Origin of the sequence: Methylophilus sp., from assembly GCF_008015755.1 — a bacterium.
Taxonomy (GTDB): domain Bacteria; phylum Pseudomonadota; class Gammaproteobacteria; order Burkholderiales; family Methylophilaceae; genus Methylophilus.
The window spans coordinates 1-16,680 of record NZ_SSGF01000012.1; the positions used below are offsets into that span (position 1 = coordinate 1).

General features: G+C 50.3%; 16 protein-coding genes. 12 read left to right on the forward strand and 4 right to left on the reverse strand.

All coding sequences use genetic code 11. From position 1 onward, the window contains the following. The first annotated feature begins 211 nt into the window (after positions 1-211). Positions 212-898: a 6-phosphogluconolactonase gene (pgl, locus tag E6Q52_RS05505; protein ID WP_292819498.1), complete on the forward strand. Its 687-nt coding sequence runs from the start codon at positions 212-214 to the stop codon at positions 896-898. Between the two features lie 172 nt (positions 899-1,070). Here pgl and E6Q52_RS05510 read toward each other — a convergent pair whose 3' ends face one another. Together E6Q52_RS05510 and apbC are read right to left on the reverse strand one after the other, a co-directional pair. Beyond that, positions 1,071-1,625: a DUF1003 domain-containing protein gene (locus E6Q52_RS05510; RefSeq protein WP_292819501.1), complete on the reverse strand. Its 555-nt coding sequence runs from the start codon at positions 1,623-1,625 to the stop codon at positions 1,071-1,073. 27 nt (positions 1,626-1,652) lie between these two features. Then, positions 1,653-2,741: an iron-sulfur cluster carrier protein ApbC gene (apbC, locus tag E6Q52_RS05515; protein ID WP_292819505.1), complete on the reverse strand. Its 1,089-nt coding sequence runs from the start codon at positions 2,739-2,741 to the stop codon at positions 1,653-1,655. Between the two features lie 239 nt (positions 2,742-2,980). Here apbC and E6Q52_RS05520 point away from each other — a divergent pair, with 239 nt between their 5' ends. From E6Q52_RS05520 to E6Q52_RS05565, 10 genes are all read left to right on the forward strand, one after another. Continuing rightward, positions 2,981-3,439 carry a fasciclin domain-containing protein gene (locus tag E6Q52_RS05520; protein WP_292819507.1) on the forward strand — a complete coding sequence of 153 codons (459 nt, stop codon included), beginning with the start codon at positions 2,981-2,983 and terminating at the stop codon, positions 3,437-3,439. 160 nt (positions 3,440-3,599) lie between these two features. Continuing rightward, entirely contained in the window at positions 3,600-5,669 is a 2,070-nt protein-coding gene (gene metG, locus E6Q52_RS05525) for a methionine--tRNA ligase (RefSeq protein ID WP_292819510.1), read from the forward strand. 209 nt (positions 5,670-5,878) lie between these two features. Further along, positions 5,879-8,170, forward strand: a complete 2,292-nt coding sequence (locus E6Q52_RS05530) for a cation-translocating P-type ATPase (RefSeq protein ID WP_292819513.1) — start codon at positions 5,879-5,881, stop codon at positions 8,168-8,170. Between the two features lie 4 nt (positions 8,171-8,174). Next, the gene (gene ccoS, locus E6Q52_RS05535) at positions 8,175-8,312 is read left to right on the forward strand and encodes a cbb3-type cytochrome oxidase assembly protein CcoS (RefSeq protein WP_019881964.1); all 138 of its coding nucleotides are present in this window, start codon (positions 8,175-8,177) and stop codon (positions 8,310-8,312) included. Positions 8,313-8,447: 135 nt separating this feature from the next. After that, a complete protein-coding gene (gene ccoN, locus E6Q52_RS05540) occupies positions 8,448-9,884 on the forward strand; it encodes a cytochrome-c oxidase, cbb3-type subunit I (protein WP_292819516.1) in 1,437 nt (478 codons plus the stop codon). A gap of 10 nt (positions 9,885-9,894) precedes the next feature. Beyond that, positions 9,895-10,521: a cytochrome-c oxidase, cbb3-type subunit II gene (gene ccoO / locus E6Q52_RS05545; protein WP_292819519.1), complete on the forward strand. Its 627-nt coding sequence runs from the start codon at positions 9,895-9,897 to the stop codon at positions 10,519-10,521. An 11-nt stretch (positions 10,522-10,532) separates the two neighbouring features. Further along, on the forward strand, positions 10,533-10,673 hold the full coding sequence (locus E6Q52_RS05550) for a cbb3-type cytochrome c oxidase subunit 3 (protein WP_292819522.1): 141 nt from the start codon (positions 10,533-10,535) through the stop codon (positions 10,671-10,673). Positions 10,674-10,704: 31 nt separating this feature from the next. Beyond that, positions 10,705-11,601: a cytochrome-c oxidase, cbb3-type subunit III gene (gene ccoP, locus E6Q52_RS05555; protein ID WP_292819525.1), complete on the forward strand. Its 897-nt coding sequence runs from the start codon at positions 10,705-10,707 to the stop codon at positions 11,599-11,601. 17 nt (positions 11,602-11,618) lie between these two features. Beyond that, positions 11,619-13,064, forward strand: coding sequence for a cytochrome c oxidase accessory protein CcoG (gene ccoG / locus E6Q52_RS05560; RefSeq protein ID WP_292819528.1), 1,446 nt, complete (start codon positions 11,619-11,621; stop codon positions 13,062-13,064). 25 nt (positions 13,065-13,089) lie between these two features. After that, entirely contained in the window at positions 13,090-13,389 is a 300-nt protein-coding gene (locus tag E6Q52_RS05565; RefSeq protein ID WP_292819531.1) for a FixH family protein, read from the forward strand. 14 nt (positions 13,390-13,403) lie between these two features. Here E6Q52_RS05565 and E6Q52_RS05570 read toward each other — a convergent pair whose 3' ends face one another. Both E6Q52_RS05570 and fnr read right to left on the reverse strand, forming a co-directional pair. Beyond that, positions 13,404-14,252: a hypothetical protein gene (locus E6Q52_RS05570; RefSeq protein ID WP_292819533.1), complete on the reverse strand. Its 849-nt coding sequence runs from the start codon at positions 14,250-14,252 to the stop codon at positions 13,404-13,406. Between the two features lie 21 nt (positions 14,253-14,273). Beyond that, complete coding sequence (gene fnr / locus E6Q52_RS05575) at positions 14,274-14,993, reverse strand: fumarate/nitrate reduction transcriptional regulator Fnr (RefSeq protein ID WP_292819539.1); 720 nt, start codon at positions 14,991-14,993, stop codon at positions 14,274-14,276. Between the two features lie 273 nt (positions 14,994-15,266). Between fnr and hemN the strand changes: the two genes are divergently transcribed. Then, positions 15,267-16,652: an oxygen-independent coproporphyrinogen III oxidase gene (gene hemN / locus E6Q52_RS05580; protein WP_292819536.1), complete on the forward strand. Its 1,386-nt coding sequence runs from the start codon at positions 15,267-15,269 to the stop codon at positions 16,650-16,652. Positions 16,653-16,680: the final 28 nt, after the last annotated feature.

The following is a 16,680-nucleotide window of genomic DNA, read 5'->3' on the forward strand; positions in this document are numbered from 1 at the left end:
GCCCAAGCCAATCATTGCTAATTTCATTCGGATTTTCCTATGGTGTGAGGATAGTTTTAAGAGACACCCATCTTTTGGATGGCATGAACTCGATCAGTGCTTCGGATAATTTTGCAGAATTATCATGTCGAGTCAGCTATAATTATAGCAAATGCAGTCTCGCACTAAAAGGCTGCGCACGCTTTTTTGTATTGTTTTTTACAGGTTTTCTATGTCTTTGAATGTTCAAACTCGTTGGCACTCGTTTCAATCCCAGCAAGAAATTAATCAGGCAGCGCTCAATAGAGTCTTAGCGGCCGCTGATGCAGCCATCGCCAAACACGGCAGTTTTCTGATTGTGTTAGCCGGTGGCAGCACGCCAAAAGCTGTTTACGAATTGTTAGCCAAGGCAGATGCCGACTGGGCAAACTGGCACGTGTATCACAATGACGACCGCTGCTTGCCGGTCGATCATGCCGAGCGCAACAGCAAAATGGCGCGCGATGCCTGGTTAAGCCATGTGGCGATTCCTGCCAGCCAGATTCACGATATTCCGGCTGAATTGGGCAATATTGAAGGCGCGAAAGCGTATGCGGAAACCCTGAAAGGGGTGCGTACGTTTGACCTGGTGATTTTAGGTCTGGGTGAAGATGGTCATACTGCCAGCCTGTTCCCGGGCCAGGTGGTGAATAACACGGCTGATGCCGTGCCGGTATTCAACTCGCCCAAGCCACCGGCAGATCGCATTACCATTAGCCAGGATCGCCTTAACAATACGCATGAAGTCATGTTTTTAGTGACTGGCGCAGGCAAGCAAGAGGCCGTCGATAACTGGCGTAACGGGGTAGCTATCCCCGCGACATTGATTCAATCGCCGAACGGGGTAGATGTCTATTGCTTTGGCGTGGCGCTGAATTAATATTTTTAAAGCCGCCGAGCACACAGAAGCCACAGAGAGAAATCTTTGTGGTTTTTTTTATAACCCCTGAACTTCAGTTAAGTATTTGTTTGAGCCACAGAGGACACGGAGGTCACAGAAAAAAGTCTCTCAGGTTATAAACTCTGTGTTCTCTGTGGCTAAGTAATTGTTTTTAGCTCTTTTCAGCCAGCAGCTTCTCAAGCAAGCCAATTTGTTGTTGCTGTAAATTAATCAGCTCTTGCCATTGTTGCTCTCGCAAACCATCCAGTTTTTCATGCAGCAATAAAATCTCCAATTCTGCTTTTAGATTCACTTCGTAGTCGTGTTCGGCCTGGCGGCGATCCACCTCTGACTGCCGGTTTTGCGACATGAGGATGATCGGCGCTTGAATCGACGCCAGCATGGATAAAAACAGGTTGAGCAAAATATAAGGATAGGGGTCGAACGCACTGTTGCTGCGCAGCAGAATGACCGAGTTGAGGATCACCCAGCTCACTAAAATCAGCATGAAGATAAAAATAAAGGTCCAGGAGCCGCCAAAGCGGGCCATGGCGTCGGCTGCACGCTGGCCGCGGCTGGGCACTTCATGCGTGTGATGTGCGGCCAGGTTGCGCGACACCGGGTGGCGCTCGGTCATGTGCCGGGCGACGCGTTGCATATGTTCATCCATGGTTTCGTATTGCGTGCCCATCAGGCCTTCTGCAATATGGTGTTTGCGGAGTGACATATGCAACGTCCTTGCTGAGGGTGGATGTTAAGTTTTTTGAATCACAATATTAGGGAATTTAGCGCTGTGATCCAGACTGGCGATGGCGATTTTGCTGGCTGCCTTGCGTGCGATTTCTTTATAGCTTTGTGCAATCACACTGTCAGGCGCAGCGACCACGGTCGGCTGGCCGCTATCGGCTTGCATGCGGATATTAATATCCAATGGCAGGCTGCCTAGTAAATCGACGTTGTAATCGCTGGCCATCACGGCACCGCCACCTGCGCCAAAAATATGCTCTTCGTGGCCGCAGTTGGAGCAGATATGCGTACTCATATTTTCGACGATGCCCAAAATCGGGATGCCGACTTTCTCAAACATTTTCAGGCCTTTGCGCGCATCCAGCAGGGCAATATCCTGTGGCGTAGTCACGATAATGGCGCCAGTGACCGGGATTTTTTGTGCTAACGTCAACTGGATGTCGCCGGTGCCTGGTGGTAAGTCAATCACCAGGTAATCGAGGTCTTGCCAGCGCGTGTCGCGTAATAGTTGCTCTAATGCACCTGTGACCATCGGGCCGCGCCAGACCATGGGCGTGTCAGTGTCGACCAGAAAACCGATGCTCATGGCCTGGATGCCATGTGCGCGCATCGGTTCTATGCTTTTGCCGTCGGCACTATCCGGGCGACCGGAAATGCCCAGCATTTGTGGCTGGCTGGGGCCATAAATGTCGGCATCCAGCAAACCTACGGTCGCGCCTTCGGCGGCCAGCGCCAGCGCCAGGTTGGCGGAGGTGGTCGATTTCCCGACACCACCTTTGCCTGATGCCACGGCAATCACGTTTTTCACGTTAGGCAATAAATTCACGCCTCGTTGCACGCCATGCGCCACGATGCGGCTGCCAACATTGACCGTAATCTTGGCAATGCCGTCTATGCTTTTCAGGGCGTCAGTCACTTGCTGGCGAATTGGCGCTAACTGGCTGAGCGCCGGGTAGCCCAGCACCACATCGAGGCTGACATCGTTGCCATTGATCTGAATGTTTTTAATCGACTTGGCACTGACAAAGTCTTTACCGGTATTGGGGTCTATGCAAAGTTTTAAGGTGCTTTGAATGATGAGTTCGCTGATCGCCATGCTGAATGTTCCTGCAAAAATGCCTGACTAAATGAATCGGGAATTCTACTCCAACAGGCACTGTTCGTCATGCAGTGTTACGACCATGCGTCAGGCGCTGCCGAGTTAAGCTGCATGTAAGCTTGGGTTGACAAAAGGTAAGTTAGGCGTAAGCCGCGCTTGCTAAGGTAAACACATCGACAACAGCAGCACTCAAGCCGCTGCCGTTGTTTATCAATTGTTCATTCAGGAGAATCAATATGCACAAACTTCTTTTACTGGCATTGTTAGCCGTCAGCTACAGCCACCACGCCAATGCAGATACCTTGCTGCAAAGTGCCGAGCAAGAGGGTGACTTTAAAACCTTTTTAAAAGCCGTCAAAACCGCCGGGCTGGAAAGCACCCTCAACGATAAAGGCCCCATCACCCTGTTTGCACCCAATGACGCCGCCTTTGCCAAGTTGCCCAAAGCCAAACTCAACGCACTGATGGCAAATCCAGATCAGCTCAAAAAAGTACTGTCCTATCATGTTTACCCCGGCAAAATCACCCAAGCGGATGTGAGTGCGGGTAAGGTGAAGTCACTAGAAGGCGCTGATTTGCAGCTATCTGTCACCGATGGCGTCAAGGTGAATAACGTAAAAGTCGTTGGCGATGAAATCAATGCCGATAACGGCGTGATTCATACGGTGAGCGCGGTGTTGATTCCGAAAAGTTAAGCTGCAAAGCAGTGGTGAGGCCAATAAAAAGCTGCACAGGCCTCACTATGCTCTCATCTGTAAAGCCTGTTCATCGGCTTTGCTCATGATTTAAGATAAAGATTGGTTGAAACGGCAGTGGGTTTGCTAAAATAACGGTTTTTATCCTGGTCTTGTTTTCATGACACGCAAACTTCTGGTGACGTCCGCCTTACCATATGCCAACGGCAGCATTCATTTAGGGCATCTGGTTGAGTATATTCAAACCGATATCTGGGTGCGTTTTCAGAAAATGCAGGGCCATACGGTGCATTATGTGTGTGCGGATGATACCCATGGCACACCGATTATGTTGCGCGCAGAAAAAGAAGGCATCACGCCGGAAGCCTTGATCGAAAAGGTGCATGCTGAGCACAGCCAGGACTTTGCTGAGTTTTTGGTGCAGTTTGATAACTACTACTCCACCAACTCTGAAGAAAACCGCCAGTTGTCTGGCAACATTTACCGCGCGCTCAGAGCCAACGGCAAAATCGCCACCAAAACCATCGAGCAATATTTTGACCCGGTTAAAAATATGTTTTTGCCGGACCGCTTTATTAAAGGCGAGTGCCCTAAGTGCCATGCTAAAGACCAGTATGGCGATAACTGTGAAGTCTGCGGTGCGACCTACAGCCCAACCGATTTAATTAATCCTTTCTCGGCAGTTTCTGGAGCGACACCCGTGCGCAAAGAAACCGAACATTACTTTTTTAAACTGAGCGAGTGCGCGGACTTTTTGCGTGACTGGACGCGATCCGGCACTTTGCAAGCCGAAGCCGCTAATAAAATGAGCGAGTGGGTAGGCGAAGCCGGTGAGAATAAGCTCTCGGACTGGGATATTTCGCGTGATGCGCCTTATTTCGGCTTTGAAATCCCCGATGCGCCAGGCAAGTACTTTTATGTCTGGCTGGACGCGCCGATTGGCTACATGGCCAGTTTTAAAAATCTGTGTTCCAAAGTTGGTTTAGATTTTGATGAATACTGGAAACAGGATTCTTCGACTGAGTTGTATCATTTTATCGGCAAAGATATTTTGTATTTCCATGCCTTATTCTGGCCGGCAACCCTGCAATACTCTGGTCATCGCACGCCGACGCAGGTATTCGCGCATGGCTTTTTGACGGTGAATGGCGAGAAAATGTCCAAGTCGCGCGGTACGTTTATCACTGCGCGCAGTTATTTAGAGCATGTGAAAAATCCTGAGTATTTGCGTTATTACTATGCCGCGAAACTCAATGGCAGCATGGAAGACATTGACCTTAACCTGGAAGACTTTGTCGCCCGCGTCAACAGTGATCTGGTGGGTAAATATATTAATATTGCTAGCCGCACGGCTGGGTTTGTGGCAAAGAAGTTTGATAATCAACTGATCACGGCGCAGCATGCGGTGATTGACGATATGCGTGCAGCGGCACAGGCGATTGCAGAGGCGTATGCCGCGCGCGATTTCGCGCGTGCGCTGCGTGAAATTATGAAGCTGACCGATGCTGCCAATGCTTATGTGGCTGAAGCAGCGCCTTGGGTCGTGGCAAAAGATGAAACCAAGACGGCTGAGTTGCATACGATTTGCAGCAATGCGCTGGAAATGTTCCGTTTGCTGACGATTTATTTAAAACCGGTATTGCCGAATATTGCGGCCGCTGTAGAAGCGTTTTTGAACGTGCAGCCATTGCAGTGGGCAGATGTTGGCCAGGGCTTGGGCGCGCAAACGATTCAGCCTTATAATCACATGGTGACGCGTCTGGAAGGCAAGCAAATCGAAGCGATGGTAGAAGCCAATAAAGACAGTTTGCAAGCGACGACGCCTGCGAAAGCAGAGGCAGTTGCTAAAACGCCCGCCAAGGCTGAAGCGAAAGCGGATACGCCAGCGGCCGAAGAGGGCGCCTATATTTCGATTGATGACTTTACCAAGGTGGATTTGCGTATTGCGCATATCGTCAGTGCTGAGCATGTCGAGGGCGCTGAGAAATTGCTTAAATTGCTGCTCGATATTGGCGAAGAAAAGCCACGCCAGGTATTTGCCGGGATTAAATCGGCGTATGACCCGGCGACGCTGGTAGGCCGTTTAACGGTGATGGTGGCTAATCTGGCACCGCGCAAAATGAAGTTTGGCATGAGCGAAGGCATGGTGCTGGCGGCCAGCGATGAGCGTGGCGGCCCTTATATTCTGTCGCCAGACAGTGGTGCGCAAGCCGGCATGCGCGTGAAATAACCTTGATAAAACATAGGCAGGGGCGTTTTTGTCAATTCGCGCCTGCTTGATGGATATCTTTTCTATTTTTGTTGTCTCAGATCAAGTAAATACTGGCTGTATGCTGTTTTAATAGCATGCGCCATGTATGCGCTAACACATTGATTTATATTATATTCAATCATATAATATAAAGTTATATATTGTTCCCACGGACGGCCCATCACCTAATGGCAAACCCTTTAGCAGCGAGCAGTGCAAACCCATGGCAAGGGCTGGATATCCAGTCTGAATGGGAGCGCTTTAGTCAGCGCGATGCCTCTGCTGCCGAAGTGTGGACCTCTCATGTGTGGGTCGACAACATGCACTGTGCCGCTTGTAGCGGTCGCATTGAACAAACCATCAAGCAGCAGCGCGGCGTGCTTGCCGTGCAGGCCAGTGCGGCCTCCAAACGCGTGCGTGTGGTGTGGGACGCAAAACAAACCTCTCCTTCAAGCTGGTTTGCCAATTTAAACGAGATTGGTTACCCGGCCTTACCGCTTAACGAATACAACGCCATTTCCGACCGTACTGTGCAGCAACGCAAAATGCTGTGGCGCCTGGTGGTGGCGGTGTTCTGCATGATGCAGGTCATGATGTATGCCTATCCGACTTATTGGTCGGACAGCAATGATATGGCACCGGACATGGTGCAACTGATGAAATGGGCGTCCTGGGTGCTGACCCTGCCAGTGATGCTGTTTTCAGCCACGCCATTTTTGTCACAAGCCTGGGTTAGTCTCAAGCAGCGCCAACTGGGCATGGATGTGCCGGTGTCGCTGGGTATTATGACCGCTTTTGTCATGAGCACCCTGGCCACGTTTGCGCCCGGTGGCTGGTGGGGCGACGTGGTTTACTATGATTCGCTGACCATGTTTGTGAGTTTTCTGCTAATAGGTCGCTGGCTGGATGTGAAACTGCGTAACCGTACGGCAGGGGCGCTGGAAAACATGATGCGCCGTTTGCCACATGCAGTGCTTAAAAAAAATGCCGATGGCGAGTGGGTGCAAATTGCCGCCAGCAATATCAATGTGGGTGATGTGCTATATGTACGCCCTGGCGAGGTATTTGCGGCGGATGGCCTGGTCATGGTTGGCAGCACCAGCGCTGACGAGTCTATGCTCACCGGTGAGTCTGAGCCAGTGTTAAAGCCTGTGGGCGCCAAAGTTATCGCCGGTGCCGGTAATTTAACCTCTGCCATTGAAATGCAGGTCGAGCAGGTCGGTGAGGGCACGCAATATCATGCGCTGGTGAATCTCATGGCGTCGGCCTCGACAGAAAAGCCTGGCATTGCTTTGTTGGCAGATAAAGTCGCGCAACCTTTCCTGTGGGCCGTCTTGTTAGCGGCTATTTATGCGGTGATTTTCTGGTGGAATACGGACCCGGCCAAAGCCATTATGTCGGCGGTCGCCGTGCTGGTGGTGACTTGCCCATGCGCATTATCGCTGGCGACGCCTGCAGCCATGCTGGCCAGCGCCGGTACGTTCGCCAAAGGCGGGGTGTTGATTCGCCGTTTGCAGGCCATTCAAGCGATCAGCGAAGTGGATACCATTGTGTTTGATAAAACAGGCACCTTAACTGAAAATTTGCAGCAAGTTACCTTGGTTGAAACGCACGCGCAATGGGACAGGCAGTGGTTGCTGGATGTGATCGCCAGCATGAGTCGTGACTCTTTACACCCGGTCGCGCAGGCGCTGCATGCGTTTGCTTTGCAGCACGATGCGCAAGATCAACTGCTTTTGCAGGATTGGCAAGAGATTGTCGGTGGTGGCATGTCTGCAACCATAGTCACAAAAGCGGGTGAGGCTGTGCGAGTAACATTAGGTAATGCCGAATTTTGCGGTATCGCGCATGAAGCAGCGGATGCATTACGCCAGGTTTATGTTGCGACTGGTGAAGTCCAGCTGGCACGGCTGACTTTGACCGAGCAGGTGAAGCCGCATGCTAAAGCGGCGATTTCACAATTAATTGCACATGGGCTTGATATTCAACTGTTATCTGGTGATAGAATAGCGCCCGTTAAAAACCTTGCAGCGCAACTAGGCATTGAGCGCGCATTTGGGTTACAAAAAGCAGCAGATAAGCTGCAGCACGTAAAGTTGTTGCAACAACAGGGGCGGAAAGTATTAATGGTTGGTGATGGTTTGAATGACGGCCCTGTCATTGCTGCAGCGCATACTTCTATTGCAATGGGTTCCGGCGTCCCTTTGACGCAGGCACAGGCTGATATGGTAGTGTTGGGTAATGATATCGGTGTGCTGGTTTCGCTCATTTCGCATTGTCAAAAAACCATCCTCATCGTAAAACAGAATTTGTTGTGGGCTGCGTTGTATAACGCAGCTGGTGTGCCATTAGCGATCATGGGCTTGTTGCCCGCCTGGTTAGCCGGATTGGGTATGGCTGCCAGTTCGCTGTTGGTATTGCTGAATGCATTACGTTTGACCGACTGGGATAAGTCGGGCTGGCAGAAAGGTCAGGCATAGCGTTATGGAAATTGCATTTTTATTGATCCCACTAGCTGTGTTGCTGGTGTTTGTCATTCTGGGCGGCCTATGGTGGGCAATCCAAACCGGGCAGTTTGAAGACCTGGAAGAAGAGGGTTCACGCATTCTTGAGCAAGATTAAGCGTTTCTGAACAAGGATTCATGAACAGGATTGATGTGTGTCAAATCAGATTTGTGACAACTCTGAGATGATCAGGTTGAACAACTAGAGTTTTTTTGAGTGTTGGGTGTTTGTTTTAATCATTGGGAGAAATCCATGCAAAATGCAACCGTGAAGGCTGCGACCTACAACGATACCGTGGTCCGCCAGTTCGCCATCATGGCGGTGGTCTGGGGTGTTGTTGGTACATTGATGGGCGTGATTATCGCGTCTCAGCTGGTGTGGCCAGAGCTTAACCTGGGCTTGCCGTTTACCTCTTTTGGCCGTTTACGACCGCTGCATACCAATGCAGTGATTTTCGCATTTGGTGGCTGTGCTTTATTTGCTACCTCATACTATGTCGTACAACGTACTTGCCAGACCCGTTTGTTTAGCGACAAGCTGGCCAGCTTTACTTTCTGGGGCTGGCAAGCAGTGATTGTTGCCGCTGCCATCTCATTGCCATTGGGTTATACCCAAGGTAAAGAGTACGGTGAACTGGAGTGGCCAATCGATATCCTGATTGCGATCGTATGGATTTCTTATGCCATCGTCTTTTTCGGTACCATCGGTATCCGTAAAGTGAAGCATATTTATGTGGCTAACTGGTTCTACGGTGCGTTTATTCTGGCGGTGGCGTTATTGCACATCGTTGAGAGTGCGGCGATTCCTGCTGGCTGGTTCAAGTCTTACTCTGCTTACGCAGGCGTACAAGATGCGATGGTGCAGTGGTGGTATGGTCACAACGCGGTTGGTTTCTTCCTGACGGCAGGCTTCCTGGGCATGATGTACTACTTTGTGCCTAAACAAGCTGAGCGTCCTGTGTACTCTTACAGCTTGTCTATCGTGCACTTCTGGGCATTGATTTTCACGTATATGTGGGCGGGTCCGCACCACTTGCATTACACCGCGTTGCCTGACTGGACGCAGTCTTTGGGCATGGTGTTGTCTTTGATTCTGTTTGCACCAAGCTGGGGCGGTATGATCAACGGTATCATGACCCTGTCCGGCGCATGGCACAAACTGCGCACAGACCCTATCTTGCGCTTCCTGATTGTTTCATTGTCTTTCTACGGTATGAGTACCTTTGAAGGCCCGATGATGGCGATCAAAACCGTGAACGCTTTGTCTCACTACACTGACTGGACCGTAGGCCACGTGCACTCTGGTGCTCTGGGCTGGGTGGGTTTCATTTCTATCGGTTCTCTGTACTTCCTGATTCCACGCCTGTTTGGTCAAAAACAAATGTATAGCGTGAAAGCGATTGAAGTGCACTTCTGGATGGCCACCATCGGCGTGGTGTTATACATCGCTGCGTTGTGGATCTCTGGCGTGATGGAAGGCCTGATGTGGCGTGCAATGAACGCTGACGGTACATTGGCTTATACCTTTGTTGAGAGTGTGAAAGCCAAGTTCCCTTACTACTTCACACGTGCACTGGGTGGTTTCCTGTATATGAGCGGCTTGGTCATCATGTTGTGGAACACCTATAAAACAGCCACTAATGGCAAACCAGCAACGGTACAAATCCCGGCTGTTGTTGCACACGCATAAGGAGCTCACTATGGCAACGCATCAAAACAATAGTGGCAATCTGCACGAAAAGATTGAAACCAATAACTTCCTGCTGATCGTGCTGACCTTCATCACGATCTCCTTTGGCGGCCTGGTTGAAATCGTGCCTTTGTTTTTCCAGAAATCCCTGACGGAACCTATCCGTGGGTTAGAGCCATACACTGCACTGCAATTAGCGGGTCGTGACATTTATCTGCGTGAAGGCTGCTACAACTGCCACTCACAGATGATTCGTCCTTTCCACGCTGAAACCTTGCGTTACGGCCACTACTCAGTGGCAGGTGAGTATGTTTATGATCACCCATTCCAGTGGGGCTCTAAACGTACAGGCCCGGATCTGCATCGCGTAGGTGGAAAATACAGTGATGATTGGCATCGTGTGCATTTGCACAATCCACGTGATGTCGTGCCAGAATCGATTATGCCAGCCTATCCATGGTTGGAAGAGAATCTGGTAAACGATCAGACGATAGGTGACCATATGGCTGCACTGCGTAAAGTGGGTGTGCCATATACCGATGCACAGATCAAGGCGGCTGGCGATGAAATCAAAGGCAAAACCGAGCAAGATGCACTGGTTGCATACCTGCAAGTGTTGGGTACACACCTGAAATAAGGAGACGCGCCATGGATATCATCAACCTGTTACGCATCGTGTTTACAGTACTGAGTTTTGTGCTGTTTATCGCAATCCTGGTTTGGGCATGGCGCAATCGTCACTCCGCACAGTTCAAGGACGCGCAGAACCTGCCGTTCGATCAAGACTAATACTCTGTGCGGAAAGCTTAAGGAAAACATCATGAATGATTTTGTAAACGGATTTTGGCCGATTTGGATTTCGACCATTACCTTGGGTGGGATCGCTTTTTGTGTCGGTTTGCTGATTTTTGCAAGCCGCGTCAAGGTAACCCTAGACAGTGATAACACCAATGGTCACGAGTGGGACGGCATTAAAGAAATGAACAACCCTTTGCCAATGTGGTGGGTGGGTTTGTTTATCATCACTGTGATTTTTGGCTTGGCTTATCTGTTTCTGTTCCCGGGTTTGGGGACTTATAACGGTAAATTTGGCTGGACCGAAGTGAAACAATACGAAGCAGAAGTGGCTAAAAACAATGCGAAAATCGCACCGTTATATGCCAAGTACGCTGCGATGCCGGTTGAAGACGTTGCCAAAATTCCGGAAGCCCGTGATATTGGTAAGCGTATTTTTTTGAACAACTGTGCTGCTTGTCATGGTTCTGATGCCAAAGGTAGCCGCGGTTTTCCAAACTTGACCGATAGCGACTGGTTGTATGGTGGTTCACCTGACACCATCAAGCTGACCATCAACAATGGCCGTAACGGTATCATGCCGCCGATGGCTGCTGCAGTCGGTAATGAAGAAGATGTGAAAAATGTGGCTAACTATGTGTTGAGCTTGTCTGGCAGTATTCATGACTCAGGTCGTGCCAATGCCGGTAAAGACAAGTTTGTTGTCTGTGCCGCTTGCCATGGTGCAGAAGGCAAGGGTAACCAAATGATTGGTGCGCCTAATCTTTCTGACAATATCTGGTTGCATGGCCAGGGTGAAGCTGCGATTATCAAACGCATTCACGAAGGTAAAAATAATGTGATGCCTGCCTGGAAAGAGAAATTCACGCCTGAGCAAATTCACTTGCTGACAGCGTATGTTTGGGGTCTTTCCAACAAATAAGGTGTATGCAAAACACAATGAGCGATATTAAAGAAAGCGCTGTGAACAAAACCACCATTCCTGCACAGGAGGTGGTTTTTTCACTTTATAAATCAGAAGACAAAGTCTATGCCCGCAGCGTATCCGGTTTATATAACCGCTGGCGCTGGGTCATGGTCTGGGCGACGCAGCTGTTTTTCTATGGCGTGCCATGGTTGCAGTGGGACGGACGCCAGGCCATGCTGTTTGACCTCGAGGCCAAGCGCTTTTATATTTTCGGCCTGATTTTCCACCCGCAAGACCTGATTTATCTGTCTTTCTTGCTCATTGTTTCAGCGCTGGCGCTGTTCCTGTTTACCGCGGTGGCCGGGCGCTTATGGTGTGGTTATACCTGTCCGCAAACGGTGTACACCGAAATTTATATGTGGATGGAAACCAAGATTGAAGGTGACCGCATCGCCCGCATGCGCCTGGATGACAGCAAGTGGACCCTGAATAAGATCAGCCGCAAATCGCTCAAGCAGTTTGCCTGGATCACGTTTGGTTTATGGACTGGTGTGACGTTTGTGGGCTACTTTTCACCCATCCGCGAGCTGGTGCCTGCCATTGTTGAGTGGCAATTAGGCGGTTGGGAAACCTTCTGGATTTGCTTCTACGGGTTTGCGACCTATGGTAACGCTGGCTATATGCGTGAGCAGGTGTGTAAATACATGTGCCCTTATGCGCGTTTTCAGAGCGCAATGTTTGACGGCGACACCATGACGGTGACTTACGATGAGGCGCGTGGTGAGCCACGAGGCTCACGCTCTAAAAAAGTCGAAGAAAACGCCAACGGCTTGGGTAGTTGCATAGACTGTAGTATTTGCGTGCAGGTATGCCCAACCGGCATCGACATCCGTAACGGCTTGCAATATGAGTGTATAGGCTGCGGTGCCTGTATTGATGCCTGTGACGATGTCATGGACAAAATGGGTTACGCCAAAGGCCTGATCAAATACACCACGCAAAATGGCCTCGACAACCACTGGAGCCGCCAGCAAATCTGGCGTCGCCTGCTGCGTCCACGGGTACTGATTTACACCGCGATTCTGGTCGCTTTAACCGTGGGCATGGTGGTTAGCTTGTATTTCAAGCCAGACTTCAGGCTGGACGTATTGCGTGACCGTGCGATGTTGGCCCGCTATACCGATGCGGGCAAGATTGAGAACGTTTATAACCTCAAGCTTGAAAACGATACGGAATCTCCACGCGATTACAGCTTGAAGGTCGTAGGATTACCTGACTTGGATGTGCATATTGCAGATAACAATAACGAGCCATTCAAAGGGCTTAAACCTTTTGAAACGCGTAATGTCATTGTAGAACTGCAATTGCCGGATGGCGTCACCAGCGCCGGTTCGCACAAAATCTATTTTGAAATGACGGATATTGAATCCAAAGACACGGTAAAAGAGAAGTCTGTCTTTATCGTGCCCAGCAATTAAAGCGTCAGGAACATGGAGTATATAAATGAGTAATTCTCAAGCAGCGCTTAAGGCAGCGCCGTTGCAAGCTGAGCAAAAGTGGTACAAAAACCCCTTTGTCTGGTTGATTATTGGCGGACCGTCGCTGGTGGTGGTGGCGTCTTTTATCACCCTGTACCTGGCGATTACGCATCCTGACCCAGCCATTGACGACTACTACCGCAAGGGCATAGAAATCAATAAAACACTGGATGCGCAAGGCCATGATATGCAAGATGAGTCTATGGCCCCGGCTGTACAGGCACGCAACCATGCACAGACCGGCCTCAAACCGGCGGAAGAATAACGCTTTTACACACTTCAAAAAAACAGGCGCACGCAAAAGCCTTGCGTGCGCAATATCTCAGCGAACTGTTCTAATACCACAGCTGGTGTCGCTTGCAGGCAGCCTAGATTATCCTGCTGACTCGGTCTGGCAATGCCATAAAGCAGGATGCCTTTTATTTGTTGTTTAAATGGCAATAGCGCCTGCAAATAACCTGTTAACGACGGTGTGGTGATGATCTCACCATTCACTTTTCTACTCACCACGGCAGTTTGCACCCAGGTATTACACACCATGCAGCTTGCTTGTAAGCGTTGCATATGCAGCGACAATGGTAAGCGCGCATCGTTGATCGCCCGCATCTCTGCATCATTGCCTGCATCTACTTTAAACCAGACTTCACCGCCCAAGGCATGCAACAGTTTGAGTGCGTGCTGCACGTGCGCATGCTGTAGCTGGCTGCCATTGGTAATCAGCCGCACATAAGCCGGGCGGTCATCCGCACTGCGTTGCTGCAGCAGGTTAGCCAGCATAGCTAATATGTCAGGGAATTGTGGCGAGGTGGTTGGTTCGCCATCGCCAGCAAAAGCGATGTCTTGCACACAATCGCGCAGGGTGCGCGTGGGGTGTATTTGTTGGCTGAGCCAGTGCAGGCAATCGGTCAGCTCTTGTTGCAAGCCAGACACATCAATCACCGGCGAGGGGCCGCGTTGCAAGCCCGCCACCTGGCAATAGAGGCAATGCCAGTTACAGCAATGATTGGGGTGCAGGTTGATGCCGATAGAAATACCTTGTGCCCGGCGCGACCACACCGGATACACATAACGCCATGCGTGAGTGCTTGCAAAAGCCTTTAAGGCCTCAAATAGCGCCAAAGACTCCATATTGCCAAGCTTGAGAATGGTTTAGCAGGTACTGGCGTTAAAGATTGCCTGCAGTTTTTCGTGATCCAAAATGCGGATATTTTTCTGTTTGACTTCAATGATGCCGTCGTCACTAAACTTGGAGAAGGTGCGGCTGACCGTTTCTAGTTTCATACCCAGGTAGCTGCCAATTTCTTCACGCGTCATGCGCAAAATCAGCTCACTTTTTGAGTAGCCGCGTGCATGCAAACGTTGCAGCAAGTTAAGCAGAAACGCGGCCAGTCGTTCTTCGGCGCGCATATTGGCCAGCAACATCATCACCCCGTTTTCGCGCACAATCTCGCGGCTCATGATTTTATGCACATGGCGTTGCAGCATGGGGATTTGACGTGACAAGTCTTCTACGTGATTAAACGGCATCACACAGACCTCGGCATCTTCGAGTGCAATCGCATTGCAATTGTGCTTGTCGCTGACGATGCCATCCAGGCCCATGATTTCGCCCGCCATTTGAAAGCCGGTGACTTGCTCGCGGCCATCTTCAGACACCACACAGGTTTTAAAGAAGCCAGTCCTAATCGCATAAAGGGTAGTAAACGGATCTCCGCTGCTAAACAAGTGACCGCCTTGTTTGACCTTTTTTCTGGTGGCAACCATGCCATCGAGTTGATTCATCTCGTCCGTGCTTAAGCCTATCGGCAGGCACAGCTCACGCAAGTTGCAATTGGAGCAGGCGACCTTGAAGCTGGATTCGGCTTGCATGGGGGCGGTCCTTGGCAGTCGTTGATCTTGCGGCTGATTATACGCTTCCTGAGGATGGATTTCATGCGAGGTGATTTCATGTGCTGCATTGGCATTGAACATGATGCTTTTTACTCTTCCCTATTATAGTGCGTTGCATTATGCACGCGTCGCGCACGGGACTATTTGATATGCATCAAGAAGTCATGGGTTGCTTTATGGCAAAGTAGCCGTCAATGACTTCCGGGACGCGATGTCTCGCTTGTGCCGATAGGAAAGAATTTGCTAGAGACCATGAAACAACCGTTGATGATTACCCAGGCGCATATCGAACGCTATGATGTGTCGGGACCGCGCTACACCTCATACCCGACGGCAGACCGCTTTGTCGAGGCGTTTGATGCCGCGGCCTATGTCAAGGCGTCAGAGCAGCGCAATATCAGCAACTGGACGCAGCCACTTTCCGTCTATGTGCATATCCCGTTTTGTGCGTCGCTGTGTTTCTATTGTGCCTGCAATAAAATCGTCACCAAGCGCTATGAGCAGGGCGCCATTTACCTGAACTATCTGCAACGTGAGCTCAATTTGCATCTGGACAAATTTTCGCAGGCGCAGACTGTCAATCAGCTGCATTTAGGCGGTGGCACACCGACTTTTCTCAATGACGAAGAGCTCACCCGCCTGGTAGAGATGCTCAAAAAAGCCTTTGTGTTTAATCCAGAGGGGGAATATGCCATCGAAATTGACCCGCGTACGGTCAATCAGCAACGTTTGCAGCATTTGCGCGATCTGGGCTTTAACCGACTGAGTTTTGGCGTGCAGGATTTTGACGCTGAGGTGCAACAGGCCGTGCATAGAGTGCAGTCTTATGCGCAAGTGGAAACGCTGATGCAACAGGCTCGCGAGATGGGTTACCAGTCGATTAATGCCGACTTGATTTATGGCTTGCCCAAGCAAACCCCGGCGACGTTTCGCGAGACCATTGCCAAAATCACCACCTTGCGACCAGATCGTATTGCCCTCTATGGCTATGCGCATTTACCGTCACGTTTCAAACCGCAACGCCGCATTTTGCAAGATGAACTACCCAATGCAGTTGATAAAATTCAAATGCTGTCAGAGGCGATTCAGCAATTGATGCAGGCAGGCTATGTGTATATTGGCATGGACCACTTTGCCTTGCCTGAAGACTCGCTGGCGATTGCCAAACAGCAGGGCAGATTGCATCGCAATTTTCAGGGCTACAGCACCATGGCCGACCAGGATATCCTGGCGCTGGGCGTGTCTGCCATCGGCAAAATGGGCGCGACTTATAGCCAGAATGCCAAAACGCTGGAAGAGTATTACGACTTTTTAGACCAGGGCCAATTGCCGATTGTGCGCGGGTTGGCATTGAGCCGGGATGACCTGATCCGGCGTGCAGTGATTATGGCCATCATGTGCCATGGTGAGCTCAGTTATGAGTCGATAGAGCTTTCTTACATGATTAATTTTAGAGATTACTTTAAGTTAGAGATTCAACAACTGCTTGAAAAACAAAAGCAGGGCTTGGTCGTGCTGGAAGACGATGGCCTGAAAGTGACCGACATGGGCTGGTATTTTGTGCGTGCCATCGCCATGGTGTTTGACCGCTATTTGCAGCACGATGCCAATCGTGCAAGGTTTTCCAAAATCCTTTAAACTCTCGGCATGTTAGCCAGCTTACTCC